Origin of the sequence: Mycobacterium bulgaricum (assembly GCF_041287165.2) — a bacterium.
GTDB classification, from domain to species: Bacteria; Actinomycetota; Actinomycetes; order Mycobacteriales; family Mycobacteriaceae; genus Mycobacterium; species Mycobacterium bulgaricum.
This window is the reverse complement of record NZ_JBGGKV020000001.1, coordinates 434,614-454,999: the sequence shown is the minus strand read 5'-3', so window position 1 is coordinate 454,999 and position 20,386 is coordinate 434,614. Positions and strand designations below refer to the sequence as shown.

At 66.6% G+C, this 20,386-nt stretch carries 24 protein-coding genes and 1 tRNA gene; 12 read left to right on the top strand and 13 right to left on the bottom strand.

Annotation, left to right across the window (positions count from 1 at the left end; translation table 11 throughout):
- The first annotated feature begins 19 nt into the window (after positions 1–19).
- The 9 genes from ACAG24_RS02275 (at position 20) to ACAG24_RS02235 (ending at position 6,969) form a co-directional block, all read left to right on the top strand.
- Positions 20–1,105 carry a zinc-dependent dehydrogenase gene (locus ACAG24_RS02275; RefSeq protein ID WP_370471072.1) on the top strand — a complete coding sequence of 362 codons (1,086 nt, stop codon included), beginning with the start codon at positions 20–22 and terminating at the stop codon, positions 1,103–1,105.
- Positions 1,106–1,216: 111 nt separating this feature from the next.
- A complete protein-coding gene (locus tag ACAG24_RS02270) occupies positions 1,217–2,380 on the top strand; it encodes a hypothetical protein (RefSeq protein WP_370471071.1) in 1,164 nt (387 codons plus the stop codon).
- Positions 2,381–2,733: 353 nt separating this feature from the next.
- Entirely contained in the window at positions 2,734–3,576 is an 843-nt protein-coding gene (locus ACAG24_RS02265) for a thiamine pyrophosphate-dependent dehydrogenase E1 component subunit alpha (RefSeq protein WP_370471070.1), read from the top strand.
- Positions 3,573–4,562, top strand: coding sequence for an alpha-ketoacid dehydrogenase subunit beta (locus ACAG24_RS02260; protein ID WP_370471069.1), 990 nt, complete (start codon positions 3,573–3,575; stop codon positions 4,560–4,562). Before ACAG24_RS02265 ends, ACAG24_RS02260 begins: the two co-directional genes overlap by 4 nt.
- Positions 4,559–4,801 (top strand): lipoyl domain-containing protein, encoded by a 243-nt coding sequence (locus tag ACAG24_RS02255; protein WP_370471068.1) that lies wholly within the window; start codon positions 4,559–4,561, stop codon positions 4,799–4,801. The genes ACAG24_RS02260 and ACAG24_RS02255 overlap by 4 nt, the downstream gene beginning before the upstream one ends.
- A gap of 16 nt (positions 4,802–4,817) precedes the next feature.
- Positions 4,818–5,066, top strand: a complete 249-nt coding sequence (locus ACAG24_RS02250; protein WP_370471067.1) for an acyl carrier protein — start codon at positions 4,818–4,820, stop codon at positions 5,064–5,066.
- Positions 5,063–6,001, top strand: a complete 939-nt coding sequence (locus tag ACAG24_RS02245; RefSeq protein ID WP_370471066.1) for a 3-oxoacyl-[acyl-carrier-protein] synthase III C-terminal domain-containing protein — start codon at positions 5,063–5,065, stop codon at positions 5,999–6,001. The genes ACAG24_RS02250 and ACAG24_RS02245 overlap by 4 nt, the downstream gene beginning before the upstream one ends.
- On the top strand, positions 5,991–6,719 hold the full coding sequence (locus ACAG24_RS02240) for an SDR family oxidoreductase (protein WP_370471065.1): 729 nt from the start codon (positions 5,991–5,993) through the stop codon (positions 6,717–6,719). The genes ACAG24_RS02245 and ACAG24_RS02240 overlap by 11 nt, the downstream gene beginning before the upstream one ends.
- Positions 6,720–6,795: 76 nt before the next feature.
- Entirely contained in the window at positions 6,796–6,969 is a 174-nt protein-coding gene (locus ACAG24_RS02235; RefSeq protein ID WP_370471064.1) for a CsbD family protein, read from the top strand.
- A 52-nt stretch (positions 6,970–7,021) separates the two neighbouring features.
- On the opposite strand, the gene ACAG24_RS02230 is transcribed toward ACAG24_RS02235, so the two are convergent.
- The 3 genes from ACAG24_RS02230 to ACAG24_RS02220 form a co-directional block, all read right to left on the bottom strand.
- Positions 7,022–7,112 (bottom strand) — tRNA-Ser (locus ACAG24_RS02230).
- 129 nt (positions 7,113–7,241) lie between these two features.
- Positions 7,242–7,691: a nucleoside deaminase gene (locus tag ACAG24_RS02225; RefSeq protein ID WP_370471063.1), complete on the bottom strand. Its 450-nt coding sequence runs from the start codon at positions 7,689–7,691 to the stop codon at positions 7,242–7,244.
- A gap of 21 nt (positions 7,692–7,712) precedes the next feature.
- Positions 7,713–8,237 (bottom strand): tRNA adenosine deaminase-associated protein, encoded by a 525-nt coding sequence (locus ACAG24_RS02220; protein ID WP_370471062.1) that lies wholly within the window; start codon positions 8,235–8,237, stop codon positions 7,713–7,715.
- Positions 8,238–8,310: 73 nt separating this feature from the next.
- Here ACAG24_RS02220 and ACAG24_RS02215 point away from each other — a divergent pair, with 73 nt between their 5' ends.
- Positions 8,311–9,252 carry a prephenate dehydrogenase gene (locus ACAG24_RS02215; RefSeq protein WP_370471756.1) on the top strand — a complete coding sequence of 314 codons (942 nt, stop codon included), beginning with the start codon at positions 8,311–8,313 and terminating at the stop codon, positions 9,250–9,252.
- Here the strand turns inward: ACAG24_RS02215 and ACAG24_RS02210 are convergent.
- From ACAG24_RS02210 to ACAG24_RS02190, 5 genes are read right to left on the bottom strand one after another with little or no spacing between them, the layout of a single operon-like run.
- The gene (locus ACAG24_RS02210) at positions 9,218–9,814 is read right to left on the bottom strand and encodes a putative glycolipid-binding domain-containing protein (RefSeq protein ID WP_370471061.1); all 597 of its coding nucleotides are present in this window, start codon (positions 9,812–9,814) and stop codon (positions 9,218–9,220) included. The genes ACAG24_RS02215 and ACAG24_RS02210 overlap by 35 nt on opposite strands.
- A complete protein-coding gene (locus ACAG24_RS02205; protein ID WP_370471060.1) occupies positions 9,811–10,593 on the bottom strand; it encodes an ABC transporter permease in 783 nt (260 codons plus the stop codon). The genes ACAG24_RS02210 and ACAG24_RS02205 overlap by 4 nt, the downstream gene beginning before the upstream one ends.
- The gene (locus ACAG24_RS02200) at positions 10,590–11,267 is read right to left on the bottom strand and encodes an ABC transporter permease (protein ID WP_370471059.1); all 678 of its coding nucleotides are present in this window, start codon (positions 11,265–11,267) and stop codon (positions 10,590–10,592) included. The genes ACAG24_RS02205 and ACAG24_RS02200 overlap by 4 nt, the downstream gene beginning before the upstream one ends.
- 5 nt (positions 11,268–11,272) lie before the next feature.
- A complete protein-coding gene (locus ACAG24_RS02195; protein WP_370471058.1) occupies positions 11,273–12,382 on the bottom strand; it encodes an ABC transporter ATP-binding protein in 1,110 nt (369 codons plus the stop codon).
- Between the two features lie 13 nt (positions 12,383–12,395).
- Complete coding sequence (locus ACAG24_RS02190) at positions 12,396–13,346, bottom strand: ABC transporter substrate-binding protein (RefSeq protein ID WP_370471057.1); 951 nt, start codon at positions 13,344–13,346, stop codon at positions 12,396–12,398.
- A 105-nt stretch (positions 13,347–13,451) separates the two neighbouring features.
- Between ACAG24_RS02190 and ACAG24_RS02185 the strand changes: the two genes are divergently transcribed.
- Positions 13,452–13,805: a LapA family protein gene (locus tag ACAG24_RS02185; protein ID WP_370471056.1), complete on the top strand. Its 354-nt coding sequence runs from the start codon at positions 13,452–13,454 to the stop codon at positions 13,803–13,805.
- 4 nt (positions 13,806–13,809) lie between these two features.
- On the opposite strand, the gene ACAG24_RS02180 is transcribed toward ACAG24_RS02185, so the two are convergent.
- The 3 genes from ACAG24_RS02180 to ACAG24_RS02170 all read right to left on the bottom strand — a co-directional run bounded on the left by ACAG24_RS02180 (position 13,810) and on the right by ACAG24_RS02170 (position 16,345).
- On the bottom strand, positions 13,810–14,622 hold the full coding sequence (locus tag ACAG24_RS02180) for a transglutaminase-like domain-containing protein (RefSeq protein ID WP_370471055.1): 813 nt from the start codon (positions 14,620–14,622) through the stop codon (positions 13,810–13,812).
- A gap of 81 nt (positions 14,623–14,703) precedes the next feature.
- On the bottom strand, positions 14,704–15,726 hold the full coding sequence (locus ACAG24_RS02175; RefSeq protein ID WP_370471054.1) for a phosphotransferase family protein: 1,023 nt from the start codon (positions 15,724–15,726) through the stop codon (positions 14,704–14,706).
- A 10-nt stretch (positions 15,727–15,736) separates the two neighbouring features.
- The gene (locus ACAG24_RS02170) at positions 15,737–16,345 is read right to left on the bottom strand and encodes a histidine phosphatase family protein (RefSeq protein ID WP_370471053.1); all 609 of its coding nucleotides are present in this window, start codon (positions 16,343–16,345) and stop codon (positions 15,737–15,739) included.
- On the opposite strand from ACAG24_RS02170, the gene ACAG24_RS02165 reads away from it, so the two are divergent.
- A complete protein-coding gene (locus ACAG24_RS02165; protein WP_370471052.1) occupies positions 16,322–17,128 on the top strand; it encodes an SDR family NAD(P)-dependent oxidoreductase in 807 nt (268 codons plus the stop codon). The genes ACAG24_RS02170 and ACAG24_RS02165 overlap by 24 nt on opposite strands.
- A 6-nt stretch (positions 17,129–17,134) precedes the next feature.
- Here ACAG24_RS02165 and ACAG24_RS02160 read toward each other — a convergent pair whose 3' ends face one another.
- Entirely contained in the window at positions 17,135–18,415 is a 1,281-nt protein-coding gene (locus ACAG24_RS02160; RefSeq protein WP_370471051.1) for an HNH endonuclease signature motif containing protein, read from the bottom strand.
- Positions 18,416–18,460: 45 nt separating this feature from the next.
- Entirely contained in the window at positions 18,461–20,338 is a 1,878-nt protein-coding gene (locus tag ACAG24_RS02155; RefSeq protein WP_370471050.1) for an alkyl/aryl-sulfatase, read from the bottom strand.
- Positions 20,339–20,386: the final 48 nt, after the last annotated feature.

The window sequence follows — 20,386 nt, the reverse complement described above, 5'->3', positions numbered from 1 at the left end:
CTGTCGAGAGGACCACCCCATGAAGGCCTTGCGCTTCTACGCCCCCGAAGACGTCCGCCTCGAAGATGTCCCGGAGCCGACCTGCGCGCCCGACGAGGTGAAAATGCGGGTGCGCAACTGCTCGACCTGCGGCACCGACGTCAAGATCTTCTACAACGGCCACCAGAACCTGACCCCGCCGCGCACCATCGGCCACGAGATCGCCGGTGAGATCGTGGAGGTCGGCGCGGATGTCAACGCGACGTACGGCAGCAACTGGCAGGTGGGCGATCGCGTGCAGGTCATCGCCGCGGTGCCGTGCGGCGAATGCCACGAGTGCCGCAAGGGATGGATGGCCGTATGCCAGAACCAGACCTCGATGGGCTACCAGTACGACGGCGGCTTCGCCGAGTTCATGATCGTCCCGCGGCAGGTGCTCAAAGTCGATGGGCTGAACCGGATTCCGGACAATGTGGGCTTCGACGAAGCATCGGCGGCGGAGCCGTTCGCCTGCGCGATCAACGCGCAGGAGCTCCTCGGTATCGAAGAGGGCGACACCGTGGTGGTGTTCGGCGCGGGCCCGATCGGCTGCATGCACATCCGCATCGCCCGTGGCGTCCACAAGTGCGGGCCCATCTACCTCGTCGACGTCAACGATGCGCGTTTGAAGATGTCGGCCGACGCCGTGAACCCCGATGGCGTCATCAATGCCGCCGAGGTCGACGTGGTCGAGAAGGTCATGGAGCTGACCGGCGGACGGGGCGCCGACATCGTCATCACCGCCACGGCCGCCAACATCGCTCAGGAGCAGGCGATTTCGATGGCCGCACGCAACGGGCGCATCTCGTTCTTCGGCGGTCTCCCCAAAACGGACCCGACGATCACGTGCGACTCGAACGTCGTGCACTACCGGCAGCTGCACATCCACGGCGCCAACGGGTCTGCCCCCGAGCACAACAAGCGGGCGCTGGAGTACATCTCTACCGGCCAGGTGCCGGTGAAGGATCTCATCACCCGCCACATCCCCCTCGACGACGTGCTCGACGCCTTCCAGATCGTCAAGAAGGGCGAGGCGATCAAGGTGACGGTGGAGCCCGCCCCGGCAGAGGTCCCCGCGGGGGTCTGACGACTTCGGCGATCCTTTGCCAGTTTTGAACACCGCGGTATAAGCTCCCCCTCGCCGGAGGCTGCGGGCACCACGTGGACGAGTCCGGCTCCGGAGATGGGGGGCATCGCCATGGGACGACACAGCCTGTCGTATATCGCGGCACAGCAGGACGATTCGACGACCGGGTCAACAGCTGGATCAGCTGCGGGATATGTGGGGCGCGTCGGTCTGTTGGCCGTCGCGCTGGGCATCGGTGCCGCGGTGGCCGGCGGCACCGCGATTGCCAGTGCCGACACGTCGTCGGGCGCCGACTCCGATTCGAGCTCCACGCAGTCGTCGGACCATTCCCGCACCACCAAGAGCTCGTCCACGCGTCCGTCGGAGAACACGACCAAGGCCGACACCGCCGCCGAAGACGATCCCGGCTCGCCCCCGTCGTCCTCGCTCAACGGTGTACGCGGCAGCGATCGCGACGATCGCACCGCCGCCGAGTCCGAGGCCCGCGTCGACGTCGACGAAGTCCCCGAGGAAGAAGCCGCGCAGGTTGACGTCGCGGAGGAAGAAGCCCCGCAGGCGCCCTCACCCGACGACGAAACAGCCACGGAATACGGCGACATCGGCAAGTGGATGCTGGACTCGGGCGGCGACATCGCCGATTACGGCGGTTTGCCATACGAGGGCAGGACTGTGCTCGAGGCGATCAACGTCGTCATCGTCGATCCGACATCGAGGTCATCGCTGGAGGCCACCTGGCGCCTCAACGCCGCCATGCGTCGGGCCGGTTTCCCGCCTCGTCTCATCCACAGCACCGGTTTCCGCGGACTCATCGACGGCGAGCGCTATCGCCAACAGCCTCGGGGACTGCTGGTCGGCTACTCGGACGACTTCTTCCTCCTTCCCAACAATCACGGCCGGATCTTCGGGCCCGACCCCGTCGAGACCGCGAGCGGATACGTCTGGACCGGCTCGTTCAGCACTGAGGAGTTTGTCTTCTATCAAGGCCTCCCCCGCCATGGTTACGTCTCCTCGAATGTCGCCCGCGACGCGCTTGCCGCAGAGCTGATCGCCAGCGGGCGAGCGACTTCGGGCGGCATGGTCTCGCTCGGCAACGCCTACAACACCGACACCACGACGACCGGAGACCACGACGGCTATGCGGTAGTGGTGACGCTGAACGGCCTGCGCGCAGTCAACGCCGCGAACACGGCCACAGCCCTCGCCGAGCGCGAAGCGGGCAACTCCCGCGAGTGCGTGACCGCCGACGCACCGGCGCTCTCCTGCACAGTTCGCTAAGGGATCGGCGTTCGGGGCCGGTGCAATTCGCGTGCGGCCGCGACTATCTCACCCGATACACCGTGCGCGAATTCGACGGTGGTGTAGATTACGAGTCCATGAGTACGCAAATTGATTGCGCACTCTGGAATCTTGCCGGCTGACCGCCGAACTGCGGAGGCGACCATGTCCATGGTTGGGACAACCCTGGCTTCGCCTTGCCCACAGGATCGGGGCGCCCCGCCTGGACAACGACAGGTACGTACAGCGTGAACGGACTCTCGCGCAGCTTCGCCGAGCACCGCGACCCGCCTCCGGTACCCCTGCCGGCTAATGGAATTGACGCTGACGTTCGTCGCCTGATGCTCCGCCACATGATCGTCACCCGCGCCGTAGACGACGAAGCGAGCCGGCTGCAGAATCAAGGCTCGGTCGATCTGTGGCTCTCGTGTCGCGGGCAGGAGGCCGCGCAGGTCGGCTCCGCGATGGCCCTCGCGGACAGCGCCACCATCTTTCCCAGCTATCGGGAACATGCCGTCGCCATCGCCCGAGGTATTGACGGCGTCGACATCGTCGCGCAGTGGGCCGGCCGTACCTTCTGCGGATGGAAGCCGCGCGAGCACCGCTTCTTCCCCTACACGCTCGTTGTCGGCGCGCAGACCCTGCACGCCGTGGGTTACGCGCTCGGACAGCGAATTCAAGGCGCAACCGAACCCGTTGCCGTCTACTTCGGGGACGGCGCCACAAGCGAGGGCGACGTGTCCGAGGCGATGAACCTCGCTGCCGTCGAATCCGCGCCGGTGCTCTTCCTCTGCCAGAACAACGGCTGGGCCATCTCCAAACCGAGCCGAGACCAGATGCTGACCGGCATCGCCACGCGCGCCGAGGGATTCGGCATCACGTCCTGGTCGGTGGACGCCACCGATCCCGACAGCACCTACCTGCACTGTCTCCAGGCGTGGCGCCATGTCCAGACCACGGGGTCGCCTGGGCTGATCGAGCTGCGCACCATCCGTACGGCAGGCCACAGCAGTTCGGACGCCCACACGCTCTATCGCGACCGTGACGAGATCGCCGCCGCGGCGGCCAACGATCAGGTCGCCGACTACCGTCAGCTTCTGCGCAGTGAGGGGGTCGTCGACGATTCCTGGTTGCAGCACGCCGACATTGAGGCGGCGGCTGCCGGACAACGCCTGATCGAGGCCCTCGGCCGATGACCAGTACCCGCACCGCCAGTCTGGCGGATTCGCTCAACGGCGCGCTGCACCGACTGATGGACGACGACAGCTCCGTGGTGCTGATCGGGCAGGACATCGGCGCGCTGGGCGGTGTCTTCCGCGTCACCCGCGGTCTCCAGGAACGCTTCGGCCGCAACCGAGTTCGCGATGCAGTGCTCGCCGAGTCGTCCATCGTCGGCCAGGCCATCGGGATGGCGATGAGCGGACTCAAGCCGATCTGCGAAATCCAGTTCGAGGGATTCGTCTACCCCGCCATGAATCAGATCGTCACCCAGGCGGCGAGAATCCCCGCCCGGTGGAACGACGACATGGCCCTGCACCTGGTGATCCGCATTCCGGTCGGCGGCGGGATCAGGGCCGTCGAACATCACAGTGAGTCCAACGAAGCACTCTTCGCACACTCACCGGGCCTGCGCGTCGCCTACCCGTCCCATCCCGACGACGCGGCCGACATGTTGGCCTACGCCGTCGATCTCGGAACTCCGGTGGTGTTCTTCGAACCCAAACGGCTGTACTGGAACCGCCGTCTGCAACCGCGCGAGGTCGCCCCGGCGGATTCGCCCGACGGTGCGCGGGTGGTACGCAGAGGCGGCAGCAACCCCGACATCACCGTCGCCGGATACGGAGCGATGCTCGACGACGTGCTGCGCGCAGCTCAGGCGCTCGACGGCTCGATCGACGTCGAAGTCGTCGACCTGCGCTGGATCGCACCGATGGACACCGACACGGTCGCCGAGTCCGTCGCCCGGACGGGGCGTCTGCTCGTCGTACACGAGGCGGTCGAATTCTGCGGTGTGGGAGCAGAACTCGTGGCTGCCGTGACCGAGCGCGCGTGGGACGCCCTGCGCGCGCCGCCACGGCGATTGGCGCCCCAACGCAGAACCTATCCGCCGGCCCATTTCGAGAAGGACTACCTCTTCGATGTCACCGACATCGTGAGCGCGATCGAGGAGACGTGCCGGTGAGCGACAGCATCGACATCCTGGTGCCGGAGTTCGGACATGGACTCACCGAGGCACTCGTCGTCGAATGGCTTGTGGCAGTGGGGGACAAAGTCGAGCGCGGCGACGTCGTCGCCGTACTCGAGACCGACAAGAGCAGTGTGGACCTGTTGGCCGAGAAGCCGGGCACGGTCGCCGAGATCGTGGTCGCCGCCCGGTCGATCACGACCTCGGGTTCCGTGTTGTACAAGCTCGACCAGTGATCTGAAAGGCGAGGCAATGCCATCCATCGACGAACGAATGAACCCGATCGTGCTGAAGTTCGTGCGGCGCCGAGTTCCCGATGCCCAGGTTGCCGACTTCGACAAGGCGATCTGGGATCTGGACCTCGACTCCCTCGACATCGCCGAGATGGTCGAGATGCTGGAGCAGGAGTTCAGTGTGGACGCTGACCTCGAGAAGGTGGACGACTGCACCAGCCCCGCGCAGATCAAGGACTACTTCCGGGCACTGATCGGGACCGAATGAGCGCAGGGATCGTCGACATCGCCACGGCGACAACCGGAGAGCACATCCCGAACACCTTTTTCGACTCGATCGGACTGACCGACGAGTGGATCCGCAGGCGCACGGGTGTCGGTGCGCGATGGTGGATGCACGACGCCGACGAGCTGGACGACGTCGCCGCGCGCGTCTGCGCGCCGCTGGTGGAACGTCACCGCGGCCGTGTCACGTTCACGGCGCTCATCGTCGTCAGCAGCTCCATGGGCGGGGCGGTACCCGGCATCGCGCAGAGCGTTGCGACGAAGTCCGGTCTGCCCACCGATGTCCTCGCATTCGACATGAGTGCTGCCTGTAGCGGTTTCGTCTACGGCCTGATCAACGCGCTGTCGCTGTGCGAATCCGGCGACGGCGGTGCGGTGATCGTGTGCTGTGTGGAAGCGATGTCGCGGATGCTCGACAAATCCGACCGCAACACCGGTCCGCTGTTCGGCGATGGCGCGGCCGCCGTCGTCATCGAGCCGCGACCGGAGTTCCGGAAGCATCAGTGGCACGCCGGGTGCGACGGTGGGGGCGCCGATCTGATGCGCGGGCAACTGGGCAAGGGCATCCAGCTCGACGGCATGCGGGTCTACCACCGCGCTGTGCGGATGATGTCCGAGACCGTGAACCACCTGCTGGACAACGACATCAAGCCCTCGATCCTGATCGGCCATCAGGCCAACTCCCGGATACTGGAGCGTCTCAAGGAACTCGACACCGGCGGCGCCGTGTTCGTCGACCGCGTCGAGAACTTCGGAAACACGTCGTCGGCGTCGATCCCGCTGGCGCTCGGTGAGTGTGTCGCCGACGGCTCGATCCCGCTGTCGGGCAGGGCGATGCTGGTCGCCTACGGTTCGGGTGAGGCGTGGGGTGGCGTCGCCGTCGATTACGACCTCACCGACGCTGCCCATGGCGGATAGTCAGCGGACCATCCTCGTCACCGGGGCCTCCCGCGGTATCGGCGCCGAGGTCGCGGTGCGGCTCGCCGGCCCCGGTCGCCGCATCGTCGTGAACTACCGCGAAAAGGCCCGCCGCGCCGACGAGATCGTCGAACGCATCCAGAACGCGGGAGGCACAGCGGTCGCCGTCCAGGCGGATCTGTGCGACGACTCTGCCGTCGACGCGATGCTTGCCGGGATCGGGCGGCTGGATGCCCTGGTGCTCAACGCTTCCGGCGGCATGGAGCGGGGAGCCGACGCCGGATACGCCATGCGGATCAACCGGGATGCCCAGGCGTCGCTGGCGCGCAGAGTGCTCGAGGTGATGCCTGCCGGTGGGCGCATCGTCTTCGTCACGAGCCATCAGGCGCATTTCCACGACACCAAACCGGTGCCGGCGGAGTACGAGGCCGTGGCGGCGAGCAAGAATGCGGGTGAGCGCGCGCTCAAGAACATGCGGGCGCTCTTCGAACGGCAGGGCGTCGAGCTGGTGGTGGTGTCGGGCGACATGATCGAGGGCACCTTCGTGGTCCGTCTGCTCGACCGCTCCAACCCCGACGCCGTCGCGCAACGGCGGGCCGCCGGCCCTCTGCCGACGATCGAGGAATTCGCGAAAGCGATCGTCGACGCGGTCGACGCCCCCGGCATCGACGGCCGAACCGTCTACATCGGCGGCGCCGATTACCTCGGCCGGGCCTGACGTTTCAAAATTGGAACGTTCAGGTACTCATCCCGGGTGGCTCGACTTCGAGCCGAACTCTGCGGAAGGACGCAAGATGGGTGCCGACGACAAGGCAAGCAACAAGATCGACGACCTCGGCGGCAAGGCCAAGGAAGGTCTCGGCAAGGTCACCGGCGACAAGGACACCGAGAACGAAGGCAAGTTCGACCAGGCCAAGTCCAGCATCAAGGACGCCGGCGAGAAGATCAAAGACGCCTTCAAGAACTAGGTCGACAGAAGAAGCCCCGCGCCTGCGTCGCAGGCTGCGGGGCTTCTCTGTATGGCGGTGGCGGAGGGATTTGAACCCTCGGACGGGGGTTACCCGTCACACGCTTTCGAGGCGTGCTCCTTAGGCCGCTCGGACACGCCACCGTGTGGCAGCTTACCGACCGACGGGTCATCGACCAAAACGTCGACCCACGCCGACGAGCGCGCATGAAATGCCACGCCGACCGGCGTGTTCCTGTGCAGACCCGCGCGCTCGCGGTGCAAAAGGACCGGTCAGCGCTGGCGGGCGAAGAACTCCTCCAGCGGCGCGGCACACTCGGCTTCCAGCACTCCCCCGCGCACCTGCGGCCGGTGGGTGAGCCGGCGGTCGCGCACCACATCCCACAGCGAGCCGACCGCGCCTGTCTTCGGCTCCCACGCGCCGAACACCACCCGCGCCACCCGGGCCATCACCAGTGCGCCTGCGCACATCGTGCACGGTTCCACCGTCACCGCCAGGGTCGCGCCCTCCAGGCGCCAGCCGTCACCGTGCACCGACGCCGCAGCCCGCAACGCCAGAACTTCCGCGTGGGCGGTCGGATCGCCCAGCTCTTCACGGGCATTCGCGGCCGCAGCCAGCTCGGTGCCGTCCGCGGCGACGACCACCGCGCCGATCGGCACATCCCGCGGACCCGCGCGACGGGCAGCGGCCAGCGCCGACCGAATCAGGTCTTCGTCGGTCACCTGCTCCGGCCCGTTACGGGTTCACCGGTTCAGGCGTTCGAGCACCGCCGACAGTTCGTCGGCGAAACCCATCTCGCGCGCGATCCGGCCCACCTGCTCGTCGGCGTAGAGGTCGTCGCTCTCGTCGAGGATCACCCCGAGCACCGCCTCGGGCAGCCCGATGTCCGACAGCACGCCGAGGTCACCCTCCTCGAACGGGTCGCACCGCTCCAGTTCGTCGTCGTCGATGTCGGCGTCGAGCTTTTCCAGCACCTCGGCCGCGATGTCGTAATCGAGTGCCGCGGTGGCATCCGACAACAGCAAGCGCGTCCCCGACGGGGCAGGCCGCACGATCACGAAGAACTCGTCGTCGATATCGAGAATGCCGAAAACCGCTCCGGCACTTCGCAACTCGCGCAACTCAGTCTCGGCCGCGGTCAGGCTGGTCAGCGCAGCGGCCCGCATCGCAGTGCATCGCCATTTGCCGTCCTCACGGACGACCGCCACGCCGAAGCCGTCCGGAACGTCGGTCGCCCGCTCCTGCTTCCGTGCACTCTGCGCTCCCATAGGGGCTAACGGTAGTCCCCTACCTGGGCCTTTACCAGCACGCTCGTAGGCTGGTCACGTGACGAAGGCACCGGTGTGCGTGGTCGGCCTCGGCTTGATCGGCGGCTCGCTGATGCGGGCGGCAAAGGCGGCAGACCGCGAGGTATTCGGCTACAACAGGTCGGTCGAAGGCGTGGAGGCGGCCCGCTTCGACGGTTTCGACGCCACCATCGACCTCGACGAGGCGCTCACGCGCGCCGCACAATCGAACGCGCTGATCGTGCTGGCCGTGCCGATGCCGGCGCTTCCGCAGATGCTGCGTCACGTCCGCGCAGTCGCACCGGAATGTCCGCTGACCGACGTGACCAGTGTCAAGGGCGCCGTGCTCGCTGAGGTCGACAAGGCCGGACTGCTCGACCGGTTCGTCGGCGGCCACCCGATGACAGGCACCGCCCACTCGGGCTGGACGGCCGGCGACGAGCGGCTGTTCCAGAACACTCCCTGGGTGATCAGCGTCGACGACCACGTCGACCCCGGCGTGTGGGCCACGGTGATGCAGCTCGCCCTGGACTGTGGCGCGTTCGTCGTCCCCGCCCGATCCGATGAGCACGACGCCGCCGCCGCGACCATCTCGCACCTGCCGCATCTGCTCGCCGAGGCGCTGGCGACCACGGCTGGGGAGGTCCCGCTGGCGTTCGCGCTGGCGGCGGGCTCCTTCCGGGACGGCACCCGTGTCGCCGCGACCGCCCCTGACCTGGTCCGAGCGATGTGCGAGGCCAACGCCGCCCAGCTGCTCCCGGCGCTCGACCGGACGCTGCATCTGCTGATCGACGCGCGCAACCAGCTCGCCAAGCACCGGCCTGTGTCGGAACTCGTCGAGGCCGGACACGCCGCGCGGATCCGCTACGACAGCTTCAGCCGTCCCGCGATCGTCGCGACTGTCCTCGGCGAGGACGGCTGGCGCGACGAGCTCGCCGCGGCAGGCCGCGCGGGCGGGGTGGTCAGATCCGCGCTGCCAACCCGGGGTAGTCGATGATGAAGCCGTCGGCGTCGACGGAGATGGTGGTGTCGGCGACCGGCGAGCTGAGCTTGATGCCGTCCGCGGTGGCCGTGTAGCTGATCGTTGCGACGTCGACAGCCAGTTCGGGCACCCGGACGTAGACGACGGGCACGGTGACCGATTCACCGCTTCCCGGGAAGACACCGAGGCGCCGGATCGGCAGCGCGTTGAAGAACGGGCTGAAGACCATGTCCACGTCGAGTGCGCCGTCGAACGACGATCGACGGGTCTGGCCGGAGTGCTCCTGCACCATCCACATGTTCTCTTCGTCACGCGCGATCGACAGTTGACGCTCACGTTCGGCCATCGTCACCGTGAGCGACAGCCGTTTCGTCGCACCGTGTTCGTCGGTGACCAGGTCGTACGACGCGCTGAACGCCGGATGCGCAGTGGTGGCGGCCGCCACCACCCGCCCGTAGGCCTTGATGCGGTTCACCGAGCACTGCACCCGAACCGACTCCATCTGCAGTTCGTCGTGCGCCCTCCACGTCAGTACAGCAGGCCAGGTACTCCCGCCCGAGCGTTCGGCTTCACTCATGCCTCTACCGTAGTCGGCGGGTCACCGCGTTCGTGGCGGGCTTCGGAATCGGGGCGAGAACGAGATTCGAGCGCAACCTCGTCGTCGAGGAACGGCTGCGGCATCGCGCCGGAACGCCGGAGTCTGCCGGTGCCGGGGACCGATGCCCAGACCGCGAACGCCAGTGCACCGTCGAGGATCAGGGCGAGCGCCGTGACCATCAGCGCGCCCACCAGAGCGAGGTAGAACTCCCTCACCTTGATGCCGTCGATGAGATAGCGGCCGAGTCCGCCCAAGCTCGCGTAGGCGGCAACCGTCGCCGTCGCCACGATCTGCAGCGTCGCGGTGCGCAGACCGCCGAGAATGAGCGGCAGGGCGTTGGGCGTCTCCACACGCAGCAGGATCCGCGTCTCCGTCATGCCCATCGACCGCGCGGCGTCGACGACCGAGCGGTCGACGTTCGCGATGCCCGAATACGTGCCCGCCAGCAGTGGCGGAATGCCGAGGAGCATGAGTGCCACCGTGGGCGGGATCAAACCCAATCCCCACAGCAGTACCCCGAGCAGCAGAACACCCAGGGTGGGCAGCGCCCGCAGTGCATTGACACCGGTGACGACCAGAAAGGTCCCCCGGCCGGTGTGGCCGATGAGCATACCGAGCGGCACCGCGATCAGCGCCGAGAAGACCACCGCGATGGCCGTGTACTGAAGATGCTCCAGGATGCGGGCCGTCAGACCGGCAGGGCCACCCCAGTTGGCCGCAGTGAAGATGAAGGACAGCGCCTCTTGCAGAAAGTTCATGTCCGCGCCCCCGCCTTCACGGAGGAGGTTTTCGAGGCCCTCGTCGCCCGTTCCCAAGGCGTCAGCGCCTTGCCCGCCAGCATGATCAGCGTGTCGATCACGATGGCCAGCACGAAGATCGCGATGATGCCGGCGATGATCTGGTCACTCTTGTTCGCCTGATAGCCCTCGGTGAACCAGGTGCCGAGGCCGCCGATACCGATGACCGAACCGACGGCGACCATCGAGATGTTCGTCACCGCGACGACGCGCAGGCTGGCGATCAGCACCGGAAGGGCTAGCGGCAGTTCAATTTTCAGCATCCTGGTGAGCGGCTTGTATCCCACGGCGGTGGCGGCGTCGAGCACTGCGGGTGAGACCGCGTCCAGCGCCTCGGGGACCGCGCGGACCAGCAGCGCCACCGTGTAGAGCGTGAGCGCCACGATCACGTTGGCCTCGTCGAGGATGCGAGTCGGGATGATCAGCGGTAGCACCACGAACAGCGCCAGCGACGGAATCGTGAAGATGATGCTGGCCGTCACCGTCGTCAGACGTCGCAGCACGGTCGTGCGTTGGACGAACGCGCCCAGCGGGACTGCGATCAACAGGCCCAGGACGATCGGGATCAGCGACAGCCGCAGGTGGATCAGCGTCAGGGTCCACAGATCGTCGAGGTGCGTGAACAGATAACGCATGCGTACTACCCGAGTTCCGGAATCTCGCGCTGCTTCTGCAACAGGTCCAGCACGTCGGGCGCTCGCACCCCGCCGATCAGGTGACCCTGTTCGTCGACGGCGACCCCGAGCCCCGTCGGCGAGGACAGTGCGGCGTCGAGTGCCTGCCGCAGGGTGCCGTCGGGGCGGAAGAACGAACCACCGCCGATGGTGCAGTCGTACAGCGAATTGCCTTTGCGGTGCAGCGCAACACCTTCGGCGTTCATCCATGCGTACGGAGTCTTGTCGGCTCTGGTGACCAGCACCCAGTCGTCAGGGCCGAGATCGAGGCCGTCGATGTCGGACTCGGGCGCGTTCGGCACGTCGTGCAGGGGCAGTCCGGTGGCGTGGAAGAACTGGAGACCGCGGTAGCCGCGGTCGGCGCCGACGAAGGAGGACACGAGTTCGTTGGCCGGGTTGGACAACACGAACTGCGGGTCGGCGTACTGCTGGAGCACCCCGCCCCGGCCGAACACGGCGACCTTGTCCCCGAGCTTGACCGCCTCGTCGATGTCGTGGGTGACGAACACGATCGTCTTGCGCAATTCGCTTTGCAGCCGCAGGATTTCGGTCTGCAGATCTTCGCGGACCACGGGGTCCACGGCGCTGAACGGCTCGTCCATCAACAGGATCGGCGGGTCGGCGGCCAGCGCCCTGGCCACCCCCACGCGCTGCTGCTGACCACCGGAGAGCTGCGCCGGATACCGGTCGGCCAGCTTCGGATCCAGACCCACCCGCTCGAGCACTCCGAGCGCGGATTTTCGTGCGCTGCGCCGCGATTCGCCGCGCAGTACCGGCACGGTGGCGACGTTGTCGATGACCCGCAGGTGCGGCATCAGACCGGCACTCTGGATCACGTACCCGATCCCGAGTCGTAGCTTCACCGCGTCGACCTTGGTGACGTCCTCACCGTCTACGGTCAACGTCCCCGAGGTCGGTTCGATCATCCGGTTGATCATGCGCATCGAGGTGGTCTTGCCGCAGCCCGACGGACCCACGAAAACCGTGAGGGTGCCTTCCGGTACCTCCAGCGTCAGGTCGTCGACCGCGACGGTGCCGTCGGGATACTTCTTGGTGACGTTCTCGAAGATGATCACTGGAGTTCGTCCCCTACTTCCCGATCGGTTCGTTGAAGCCGTTGTCGGCGATCCATTTCTCGGCGGCCTCGTCGGGGTCGATGCCCTGATTGCCCTCCACCGAGGTGTTCAGTTCGATCAAGGCCTCGGTGGTGAGCTTCGCGCTGACCGCGTCCAGCACGGTCTTCAGTTCGTTCGACATCTTCTGCGAAGCGACCAGCGGCACCACGTTCGCCGCCAGGAAGACGTTCTCCGGATCCTCGAGCACCACCAACTTGCTCTGCTCGATCGCCGGCGACGTGCTGAAGATGTTGGCTGCGGTGACGGTTCCGCCCGTCAGCGCCTGCACCGTCGCCGGTCCGCCGCCGTCGCTGATCGCGATGAAGTTCGCGGGGGCGATGTCGAGCCCGTACTTCTGCTTCAGACCGACCAGACCGGTCTGCCTTGTCTGAAACTCCGACGGCCCACCGACTTTCACCTCCGGCGAGCGTGTCGCGAGGTCGGCGATCGATGTCAGGTTCCAGCGCTGCGCGGTCTCCTCGGTCACCGCCAGGGTGTCCTTGTCCTCGGCAGGTGACGGGTAGAGGATCGACAGGTCGCCGGGCAGCGCCTTGAAAAGGGCCAGCAGCACCGTGTCCGGTGTGGTGGCGGTGCTCTCGGCGTCGAAGTACTGCAGCAGGTTGCCGGTGTACTCCGGGATCAGGTCGATCGAATGATCCTGCACCGCCGGGATGTACGTCTCGCGGCTGCCGATGCCGAACTGTCGCGTGATCGAGAAGCCGTTGGCTTCGAGGGCCTGCGCGTAGATCTCGGCGATGATCTTCGATTCGGTGAAGTCCGCCGACCCCACTGTGATCGTCTTCAGATCCCCCGAGATCTCACCGCCGCCGAGCGGGTTCGAACTGCCACACGCTGCCAGAATCAGTGTGAGGAGAGTGAGAACCGCCGTGAGGGCTGCACGCTTGGGCTGTCGGGACCGGTTCATCTGAACGTCCTTTCAATCTCACCGAGCCGGCGAGTTGGGCTTGGCCGACCATACGTCAACGACGTGGTGGTTTCATTCGAAGAGTTAAAGGGCAAAGATGGAGCCATGACCAGCGATCCGTTCGCGTCACCCGACCAGCCGGCTTTCGACGCGCCCGGCACACCCGTGTCGGGGAACCCGCCGCCACCGCCGAAATCCGCGGTGCACCGCACCAGGGCTGCGGCGCTGTGGGCGTCGCTGGCCGTCGGTTTCCTGATCCTGATCGTGCTGCTGATCTTCATCGCGCAGAACACCGAGTCGACACCGATGCAGTTCCTCGGCTGGGAATGGTCCCTGCCGCTGGGGGTCAGCATCCTGTTCGCGGCCGTCGCAGGCGGTCTGCTGACGTTCGCGGTGGGCGCGGTCCGGATCTTCCAGCTGCGGCGTGCGGCGAAGAAGAATCTCAAGGCCGGCCTGTAGCGGCTCACCGAATCGAGACCAGCTGCTCGATCGCATCCCTGGGTAGGTCGCCGTCGACGGTCGCCGTGACGACCATGTTGTTCACCGTGATCGAACCCTTGTGGTTGTCCAGCCACGCGGTGTCGGCAGCATCGCGTCCGGTCGCGATCCGGACCATCGACTGACGGGGAGCCAGGCACGTCGCATCCACCACCCGCCACTGTCCGTCGACGAATGCCTCCGCCACGGCGTGGAAGTCCATGGGCTGGCATCCCGGCGCGTACACCGACACAAGCCGGGCGGGAACGTTGACGGCGCGCAGCAGGGCGATGACCAGATGCGCGTAGTCGCGGCACACGCCGGAACCCGCCAGCAGTGTGTCGGCGGCCCCGTCGATCGGATCGCTGGAGCCGGGAACGTAGCTCAGCCGGGCACCCACCCACGCGGGCACCTTTTCCAGCAGCTCGACGGAGTCCGCGATGTCACCGAACTCGGTGGCCGCGAATCCGAAGAACTTGTCGGCCTCCGCGTACCGGCTCGGGCGCAGATACGTCGACAGGTCGAGGTCGCGCACCGGTGGCGGATCGGCGTGGCCGATCACCGTGGCCGAGTACTTCACTTCGAGGTTGCCGACCGGCGCCTCGAACGTGTGGATCCGGTTGCCGTGCTCCCCGCTGATCTCATGAATCTCGCTGAGCGGAATTTCTCTGCCGTTCAACGTGAACGACAACGACTCTGTCACTTGCGCCCCGGGCTGGGGCGCGACGGCGATCTGGAACTCCAGCGTCGTCTCGTCGGTGATCTCGATATTCAGTTCCGCGCCGACGTCGCGTTTCATGGTTGTCACTGCAGGCCGCTTCTTCCGCTTCGTGAGCACGCGCTTCTCTACCCACCGGCGACCAGCGGTGAAACCTGAATCTCAGGTCAGCGCCGAAAGCCCCGCAGCGATGAACGGCCGCACGGCTTCGTCGACCTTGTCGGTGCCTTCGGCGACCCCGCCGCCGACCCTCGCCCGGTAGGCGATGCCAGCGGCGATGATGGCGACCTTAAAGTAACCCAGCGCCATGTAGAAGTCCCAGTGATCGAGGGGCTTTCCGCTGGCCAGCGCGTAGCGCTGCGCGAGGTCGTCGGTCGGCGGCATCAGGTCGCACGCCCATGCCGCGTCGTCGTGGACGACGTTGAACGTCGGCAGCCGGTACACGCACATCAGCGCCGCATCGCTGAGCGGGTCGCCGAGCGTCGACATCTCCCAGTCGAGAACGGCGGCGACCTTCGTCGGGTCGTCATCGTCGAGGATCGTGTTGTCGATGCGGTAGTCGCCGTGCACGATCGAGCTCCGCGTCTGCTCGGGCACGGACTCGGCCAGCCGCTCGTGCAGCTTCTTCACGTCGGCGTCAGAGGGGTCGTCATCGCGCTTGACGAGATCCCACTGTGAACCCCACCGCCGGACCTGGCGCTCGAGGTAACCGTTGGCCTTGCCGAAGTCGCCGAGCCCGACTGTCTCGGCGTCGACCTCGTGCAGGTCGGCGAGCACCTGGATCAGCGAGTCGACGCATGCGCTGATGACGGATTCGTCGCCGAGGGCCGCCAGCTGCGGCGTGTGACGGATGACCCGGCCCGCGACGCGCTCCACCATCTGGAACGGCGCGCCCAGCACCGAATCGTCGTTGCTCATCGTTATCGCACGGGCGACGGGAACCGCGGTGTCGGCCAGCGCGGCCACCACCTTGTACTCGCGCGCCATATCGTGGGCCGACGGGGTCAGGCCGTGCAGGGGCGGCCTGCGCAGCACCCATTCCGAGGCGTCGTCGCCGACCAGGAAGGTCAGGTTGGACCGGCCGCCGGAGATGAGCTCGGCGCGCAGATCGCCGCTGCGCGGCACCCCGACATCGCGCAGGTGTCGATCCAGGGCGGCAAGGTCGAGGCCTTCGAGCTCAGTCACGGCGTTCTGTCTACCATCGGTGATTTCTCGGCAGTAGGTCCCATACGTGTTCGGTGCCGTTGACGCTGGCCACCGCCAGCCGGCCGTTGCGCGACGAGAGCAGCCGCGTCACCGAGGCGTAGTCGACGTGGAACGACAGCAGCCGTTCGGTGCCGAGGATCTTGTGCAGCAGCACGTTGATGACGCCGCCGTGGCTGAACACCGCGACGGTGTCGTCGTGATCGGCGCCTGCGACAAGGTCGTCGATGCCCGCGGAGATGCGCTCCAGGAAGGCCTTCTCGTCCACGCTGCTCGGCAGGTGCCCGTCGATGAGCCTCTGCAGCTCCTCGGGATGCTCCTTGGCGATCTGTTCGATGGGGATGTAATGCGGCAGGTCGCGGTCGTACTCGGCGAGGCGCTCGTCGATCTCGATGGGCAGGCCCAGCTTGTCGGCGACCGGCTGGCCGGTTTCGATCGCCCGCACCTGCGGGCTGCTGACCAGACGGGTGATCGGGAAGCGAGCCAGCGCGTCGGGCAGGCGTTTGGCTTGTTCGATGCCTTCCTCGGACAGGCTCGGGTCAGACCCCTGCCCGGGCTCGCTGCGCAAGGGTAATGCATGTCGGACCAGAAGCAATTGCACCGTGACACCATATGGCCCGTGGGTGGTTACGCGGATCAGCTGTTCGACCTGACGGACCGCGTGGTGCTCATCACCGGCGGCAGCCGTGGGCTGGGCCGCGAGATGGCGTTCGCGGCGGCGAGATGCGGGGCCGATGTGGTGATCGCGAGCCGCAACTTCGACACGTGCCTGGCTGTGGCGGAGGAGATTGCCACCGAAACTGGCCGAGCCGCGTTTCCCTACCAGGTGCACGTCGGGCGGTGGGACGAGCTCGACGGGCTGGTCTCTGCGGTTTACGAGAGGTTCGGCCGGGTCGACGTGCTGGTCAACAACGCGGGAATGTCACCGCTGTACGACTCGTTGTCCTCGGTTACCGAGAAGCTGTTCGATTCCGTGGTGAACCTGAATCTCAAAGGGCCCTTCCGGTTGTCGGCCCTGATCGGGGAACGCATGGCCACCGACGGTGGCGGCTCGATCGTCAACGTCAGCTCTAGCGGATCAATCCGTCCCGCACCCGACATGCTGCCCTACGCTGCCGCGAAGGCCGGACTGAACGCCATGACCGAGGGGCTGGCGAAGGCCTTCGGGCCCACGGTGCGCGTCAACACATTGATGGCAGGCCCGTACCTCACCGACATCAGCAAGGCCTGGAATCTCAGCGAGCAGAACAACCCTTTCTGTCACCTACCGTTGCAGCGCGCAGGTGACCCTGCCGAGATCGTCGGCGCCGCACTGTTTCTGATGTCGGACGCGTCGAGTTTCACGACGGGCTCGATTCTGCGCGCCGACGGCGGGGTTTCCTAGGAAGAGCTAATTCGACGTCGGTGGAGGTGGTTCGTAGGGGGTGTACCACTTCCATTGGGCGCGTTCGCCGGTCGGCCCCTGGTACGCGGGAACATCAGGCGCAGCGGTGGTCGGTGGCCGCGCCAACGATCCGCGGCGCATCACGTCCCCGTCGCCGTCGGTGACGATGAGGCGCGTTGCGGGACCGGTGATCGTGATACCTCCGCGGTGGTGGGCCCGATGATGATATGCGCACACCAGAGCGAGGTTGTCGAGTTCGGTCTGCCCGCCGTCTTCCCAGTGGACGAGGTGATGTGCGTGAAGTCCGCGGGTGGCCCCGCACCCAGGGACGACACACGTGCCGTGATCACGATGCTCCAGCGCCCGACGCAGCCTGCGGCTGATCGTGCGCGTGGACCGGCCCGAACCGATCGGCTGCCCGCAACGTTCGAACCACACCTCACAGGTGGAATCGCATAACAGGTACTGACGGTCGGCGTCGGTGAGCACCGGGCCCAAATGCAGACTGGCGGACGACTTTTCGATATCGAGGTGCACCACGACGGTGGTGTGCTGCCCGTGCGGACGCCGGGCGACGTCGGCATCCCAGCCCGTCTCGACCAGGCTAATGAACGCGTCCGTGGTGGTCGGCATCGGCGGTATCTGCGCGCCCTCGTCAACGACGGCATCGTCGCCGGCCGGATCGACGGCGACGGGATCGCGGTCGGACTTCCAGTCCGCGATCAACCCATCCCGATGCGACGCCAACGCCGCATCGACTTTGGCCGCTTCAAGGTTGTGCACCCGGATCCGATACGTCGTGTACTCACCCTTGACCGTTTTGGTGATCGAGCGGCCCGGCTCCGGCCGCGGTACCGGATCTGGCCGCGGCTCCGAGGCCACCGCCATGCGCAGCTGCGCCACGGTCATGCTCTCCGCCATGTGCACGTAGTGACTGTCCGAACCCGGGCCCGACCGCTCAGCGATCACCCCGACCTGATCCAACGACAATCGGCCCTCGCGTAGCGCAGCAGTGCAGCGCGGCAGCTCGTCAGCTCGGTCCGCGATCGCCGCGACAGTCTTCGCGTTGTGGGGCGACACCCCCGTCTTCCACGCAATCAACTCACCCAACGATCGGCACCCCGTCGACGACCACAACTCGGCCCGATCGATCTCGGCGACGATCTCCACAATCCGACCGTCGATCGCATTGCGCTGCCCCGTGAGTTCAGACATCTCGTCGAACAGCGCCTCCAGCCGCGCCATTCGCGGAGGGCTCGGTTGGTAAGACGGAACGCCCGACGACATGACTCCATCATGCCCTCGGGCACCGACAAATTTGGACGCCTACCGCTAGGGCGTGATGATGTTGAAGCCCGGGTCCGGTTTGTCGAGCACCGACACCAGGGATGCCAAAACATCTGCATCACCGGCAATCTCGAGCCCGGGTGAGGCGTTGTCGCCGGCCGCCAGCGTGAGCAGGCGAAGCTTGGATGCCAACCTGACCGTCGCCTGCGCGGTCGCCGCGTCAGCCTCCACCTTGCGGTACACCAGCACGCCGTTGCGGAGCGTCAGCCGGTAGTTCGTCGCGGAGTCGAGGAACGTCACGTCAAAGGCGAGGTCGAGATCCCAAGCGCGCGGGCCGTTCACGCTGATCGCCAGCACGTCGAACATCTGCTCCGGGGACAGCTGCGACACCATCGACGGGGATGTCGTCTGCGTCGGCGTGCCGAAATTGCCCTCCCGCAGTTCGGTGGCGCCCGCAAGATAGAAGTTGCGCCATGTCGCCGTCTCGGCTCCGTAGGCCAGCTGCTCCAGCGTGTCGCCGTAGAGTGCCTTGGCTGCGGCGTGGTTCTCGTCGGTGAAGATGGCGTGGTCGAGAAGTGTTGCTGCCCAGCGAAAGTCACCCTCGTCGAAAGCGGCCTGCGCCAGCTCGACGACACGGTCGAGCCCGCCCATCGCGGCGACGTAGCGCGGCCCGATCGCCTCGGGCGGGTGCTGCCACAGACGCGCCGGGTTGCCGTCGAACCACCCCATGTAGCGCTGGTAAACGGCCTTGACGTTGTGGCTCACCGAGCCGTAGTAACCCCGTGCATGCCAGGCGTTCTCCAGCGCCGGCGGCATCGCGAACGTCTCGGCGATCTCGATTCCGGTGAAGCCCTGGTTCAGCTGACGCAACGTCTGATCGTGCAGGTAGGCGTACAAATCCCTTTGCAGAGACAGGAATTCGACGATCTGCTCCTTGCCCCACGTCGGCCAGTGGTGCGATGCGAAGACCACGTCGGCACGGTCGGCGAACGTGTCGATCGCCTCGGTGAGATAGCCCGCCCACCCGTGGGGGTCGCGCACCAGCGCCCCGCGCAGTGTCAGCAGGTTGTGCAGATTGTGGGTGGCGTTCTCGGCCATGCACAGCGCCCGGAACTTCGGGAAGTAGAAATGCATCTCGGCCGGGGCCTCGGTGCCCGGCGCCATCTGGAACTCGATCTCGACACCGTCGATGGTGTGCGTCTCGCCCGTCTCGCGGATATCCACGGTCGGCACGATGATCGCGACCTCGCCCAGCGACGGCGTCTGCCCGAGCGCGCAGCCGATCTGGCCCTGCGGGCCGCGTTCGAGCACGGCGCCGTACATGTACGCGGCGCGGCGCGTCATCGCCGTTCCCGCATAGACGTTCTCCTGCACGGCGTGCGCGGTGAAGCCCTCCGGTGCGAGCACGGCGACCTTGCCCGCGTCGACGTCGGCCTGCGAGGTCACACCGAGGACGCCACCGAAGTGGTCGACGTGGCTGTGGGTATAGATGACAGCTTTGACGGCCCGGTCGCCGCGGTGTTCGCGGTACAGCGCAAGGGCGGCGGCGGCTGTCTCCGTCGACACGAGCGGGTCGATGACGATGATGCCGGTGTCGCCCTCGATGAACGTGATGTTGGACAGGTCGAAGCCACGCACCTGGTAGATACCTTCGACGACTTCGTAGAGGCCCTGCTTGGCGGCCAGCGTCGACTGCCGCCACAGGCTCGGGTGCACCGTCGTCGGGGCGTCGCCGTCGAGGAACGCGTAGACGTCGTTGTCCCACACGACGCGACCGTCGGCGGCTTTGATGACACACGGGGTCTGCTTGGCGATGAACCCGCGGTCGGCGTCGGCGAAATCTCTGGTGTCATCGAACGGCAGAGTGCCGAGATGATCGCGGTGGGCGGCTGCGATGGTCGGCGTGGGCGGCTTGCTGTCCATATCGCGAAGCCTGCCACGCCGGAGGGCGCTGCGGTGTTGACTGGCGCA

Coding starts and splice junctions, on each gene's coding strand:
- ACAG24_RS02250 (WP_370471067.1), top strand. CDS start 4,818: ATGCCATCCATCGACGAACGAATGAACCCGATCGTGCTGAAGTTCGTG.
- ACAG24_RS02245 (WP_370471066.1), top strand. CDS start 5,063: ATGAGCGCAGGGATCGTCGACATCGCCACGGCGACAACCGGAGAGCAC.
- ACAG24_RS02260 (WP_370471069.1), top strand. CDS start 3,573: ATGACCAGTACCCGCACCGCCAGTCTGGCGGATTCGCTCAACGGCGCG.
- ACAG24_RS02155 (WP_370471050.1), bottom strand. CDS start 20,338: ATGGACAGCAAGCCGCCCACGCCGACCATCGCAGCCGCCCACCGCGAT.
- ACAG24_RS02160 (WP_370471051.1), bottom strand. CDS start 18,415: ATGTCGTCGGGCGTTCCGTCTTACCAACCGAGCCCTCCGCGAATGGCG.
- ACAG24_RS02180 (WP_370471055.1), bottom strand. CDS start 14,622: ATGAAACGCGACGTCGGCGCGGAACTGAATATCGAGATCACCGACGAG.
- ACAG24_RS02265 (WP_370471070.1), top strand. CDS start 2,734: ATGATCGTCACCCGCGCCGTAGACGACGAAGCGAGCCGGCTGCAGAAT.
- ACAG24_RS02235 (WP_370471064.1), top strand. CDS start 6,796: ATGGGTGCCGACGACAAGGCAAGCAACAAGATCGACGACCTCGGCGGC.
- ACAG24_RS02165 (WP_370471052.1), top strand. CDS start 16,322: ATGTCGGACCAGAAGCAATTGCACCGTGACACCATATGGCCCGTGGGT.
- ACAG24_RS02220 (WP_370471062.1), bottom strand. CDS start 8,237: ATGGGAGCGCAGAGTGCACGGAAGCAGGAGCGGGCGACCGACGTTCCG.
- ACAG24_RS02185 (WP_370471056.1), top strand. CDS start 13,452: ATGACCAGCGATCCGTTCGCGTCACCCGACCAGCCGGCTTTCGACGCG.
- ACAG24_RS02240 (WP_370471065.1), top strand. CDS start 5,991: ATGGCGGATAGTCAGCGGACCATCCTCGTCACCGGGGCCTCCCGCGGT.
- ACAG24_RS02200 (WP_370471059.1), bottom strand. CDS start 11,267: ATGCGTTATCTGTTCACGCACCTCGACGATCTGTGGACCCTGACGCTG.
- ACAG24_RS02190 (WP_370471057.1), bottom strand. CDS start 13,346: ATGAACCGGTCCCGACAGCCCAAGCGTGCAGCCCTCACGGCGGTTCTC.
- ACAG24_RS02205 (WP_370471060.1), bottom strand. CDS start 10,593: ATGAACTTTCTGCAAGAGGCGCTGTCCTTCATCTTCACTGCGGCCAAC.
- ACAG24_RS02270 (WP_370471071.1), top strand. CDS start 1,217: ATGGGACGACACAGCCTGTCGTATATCGCGGCACAGCAGGACGATTCG.
- ACAG24_RS02275 (WP_370471072.1), top strand. CDS start 20: ATGAAGGCCTTGCGCTTCTACGCCCCCGAAGACGTCCGCCTCGAAGAT.
- ACAG24_RS02210 (WP_370471061.1), bottom strand. CDS start 9,814: ATGAGTGAAGCCGAACGCTCGGGCGGGAGTACCTGGCCTGCTGTACTG.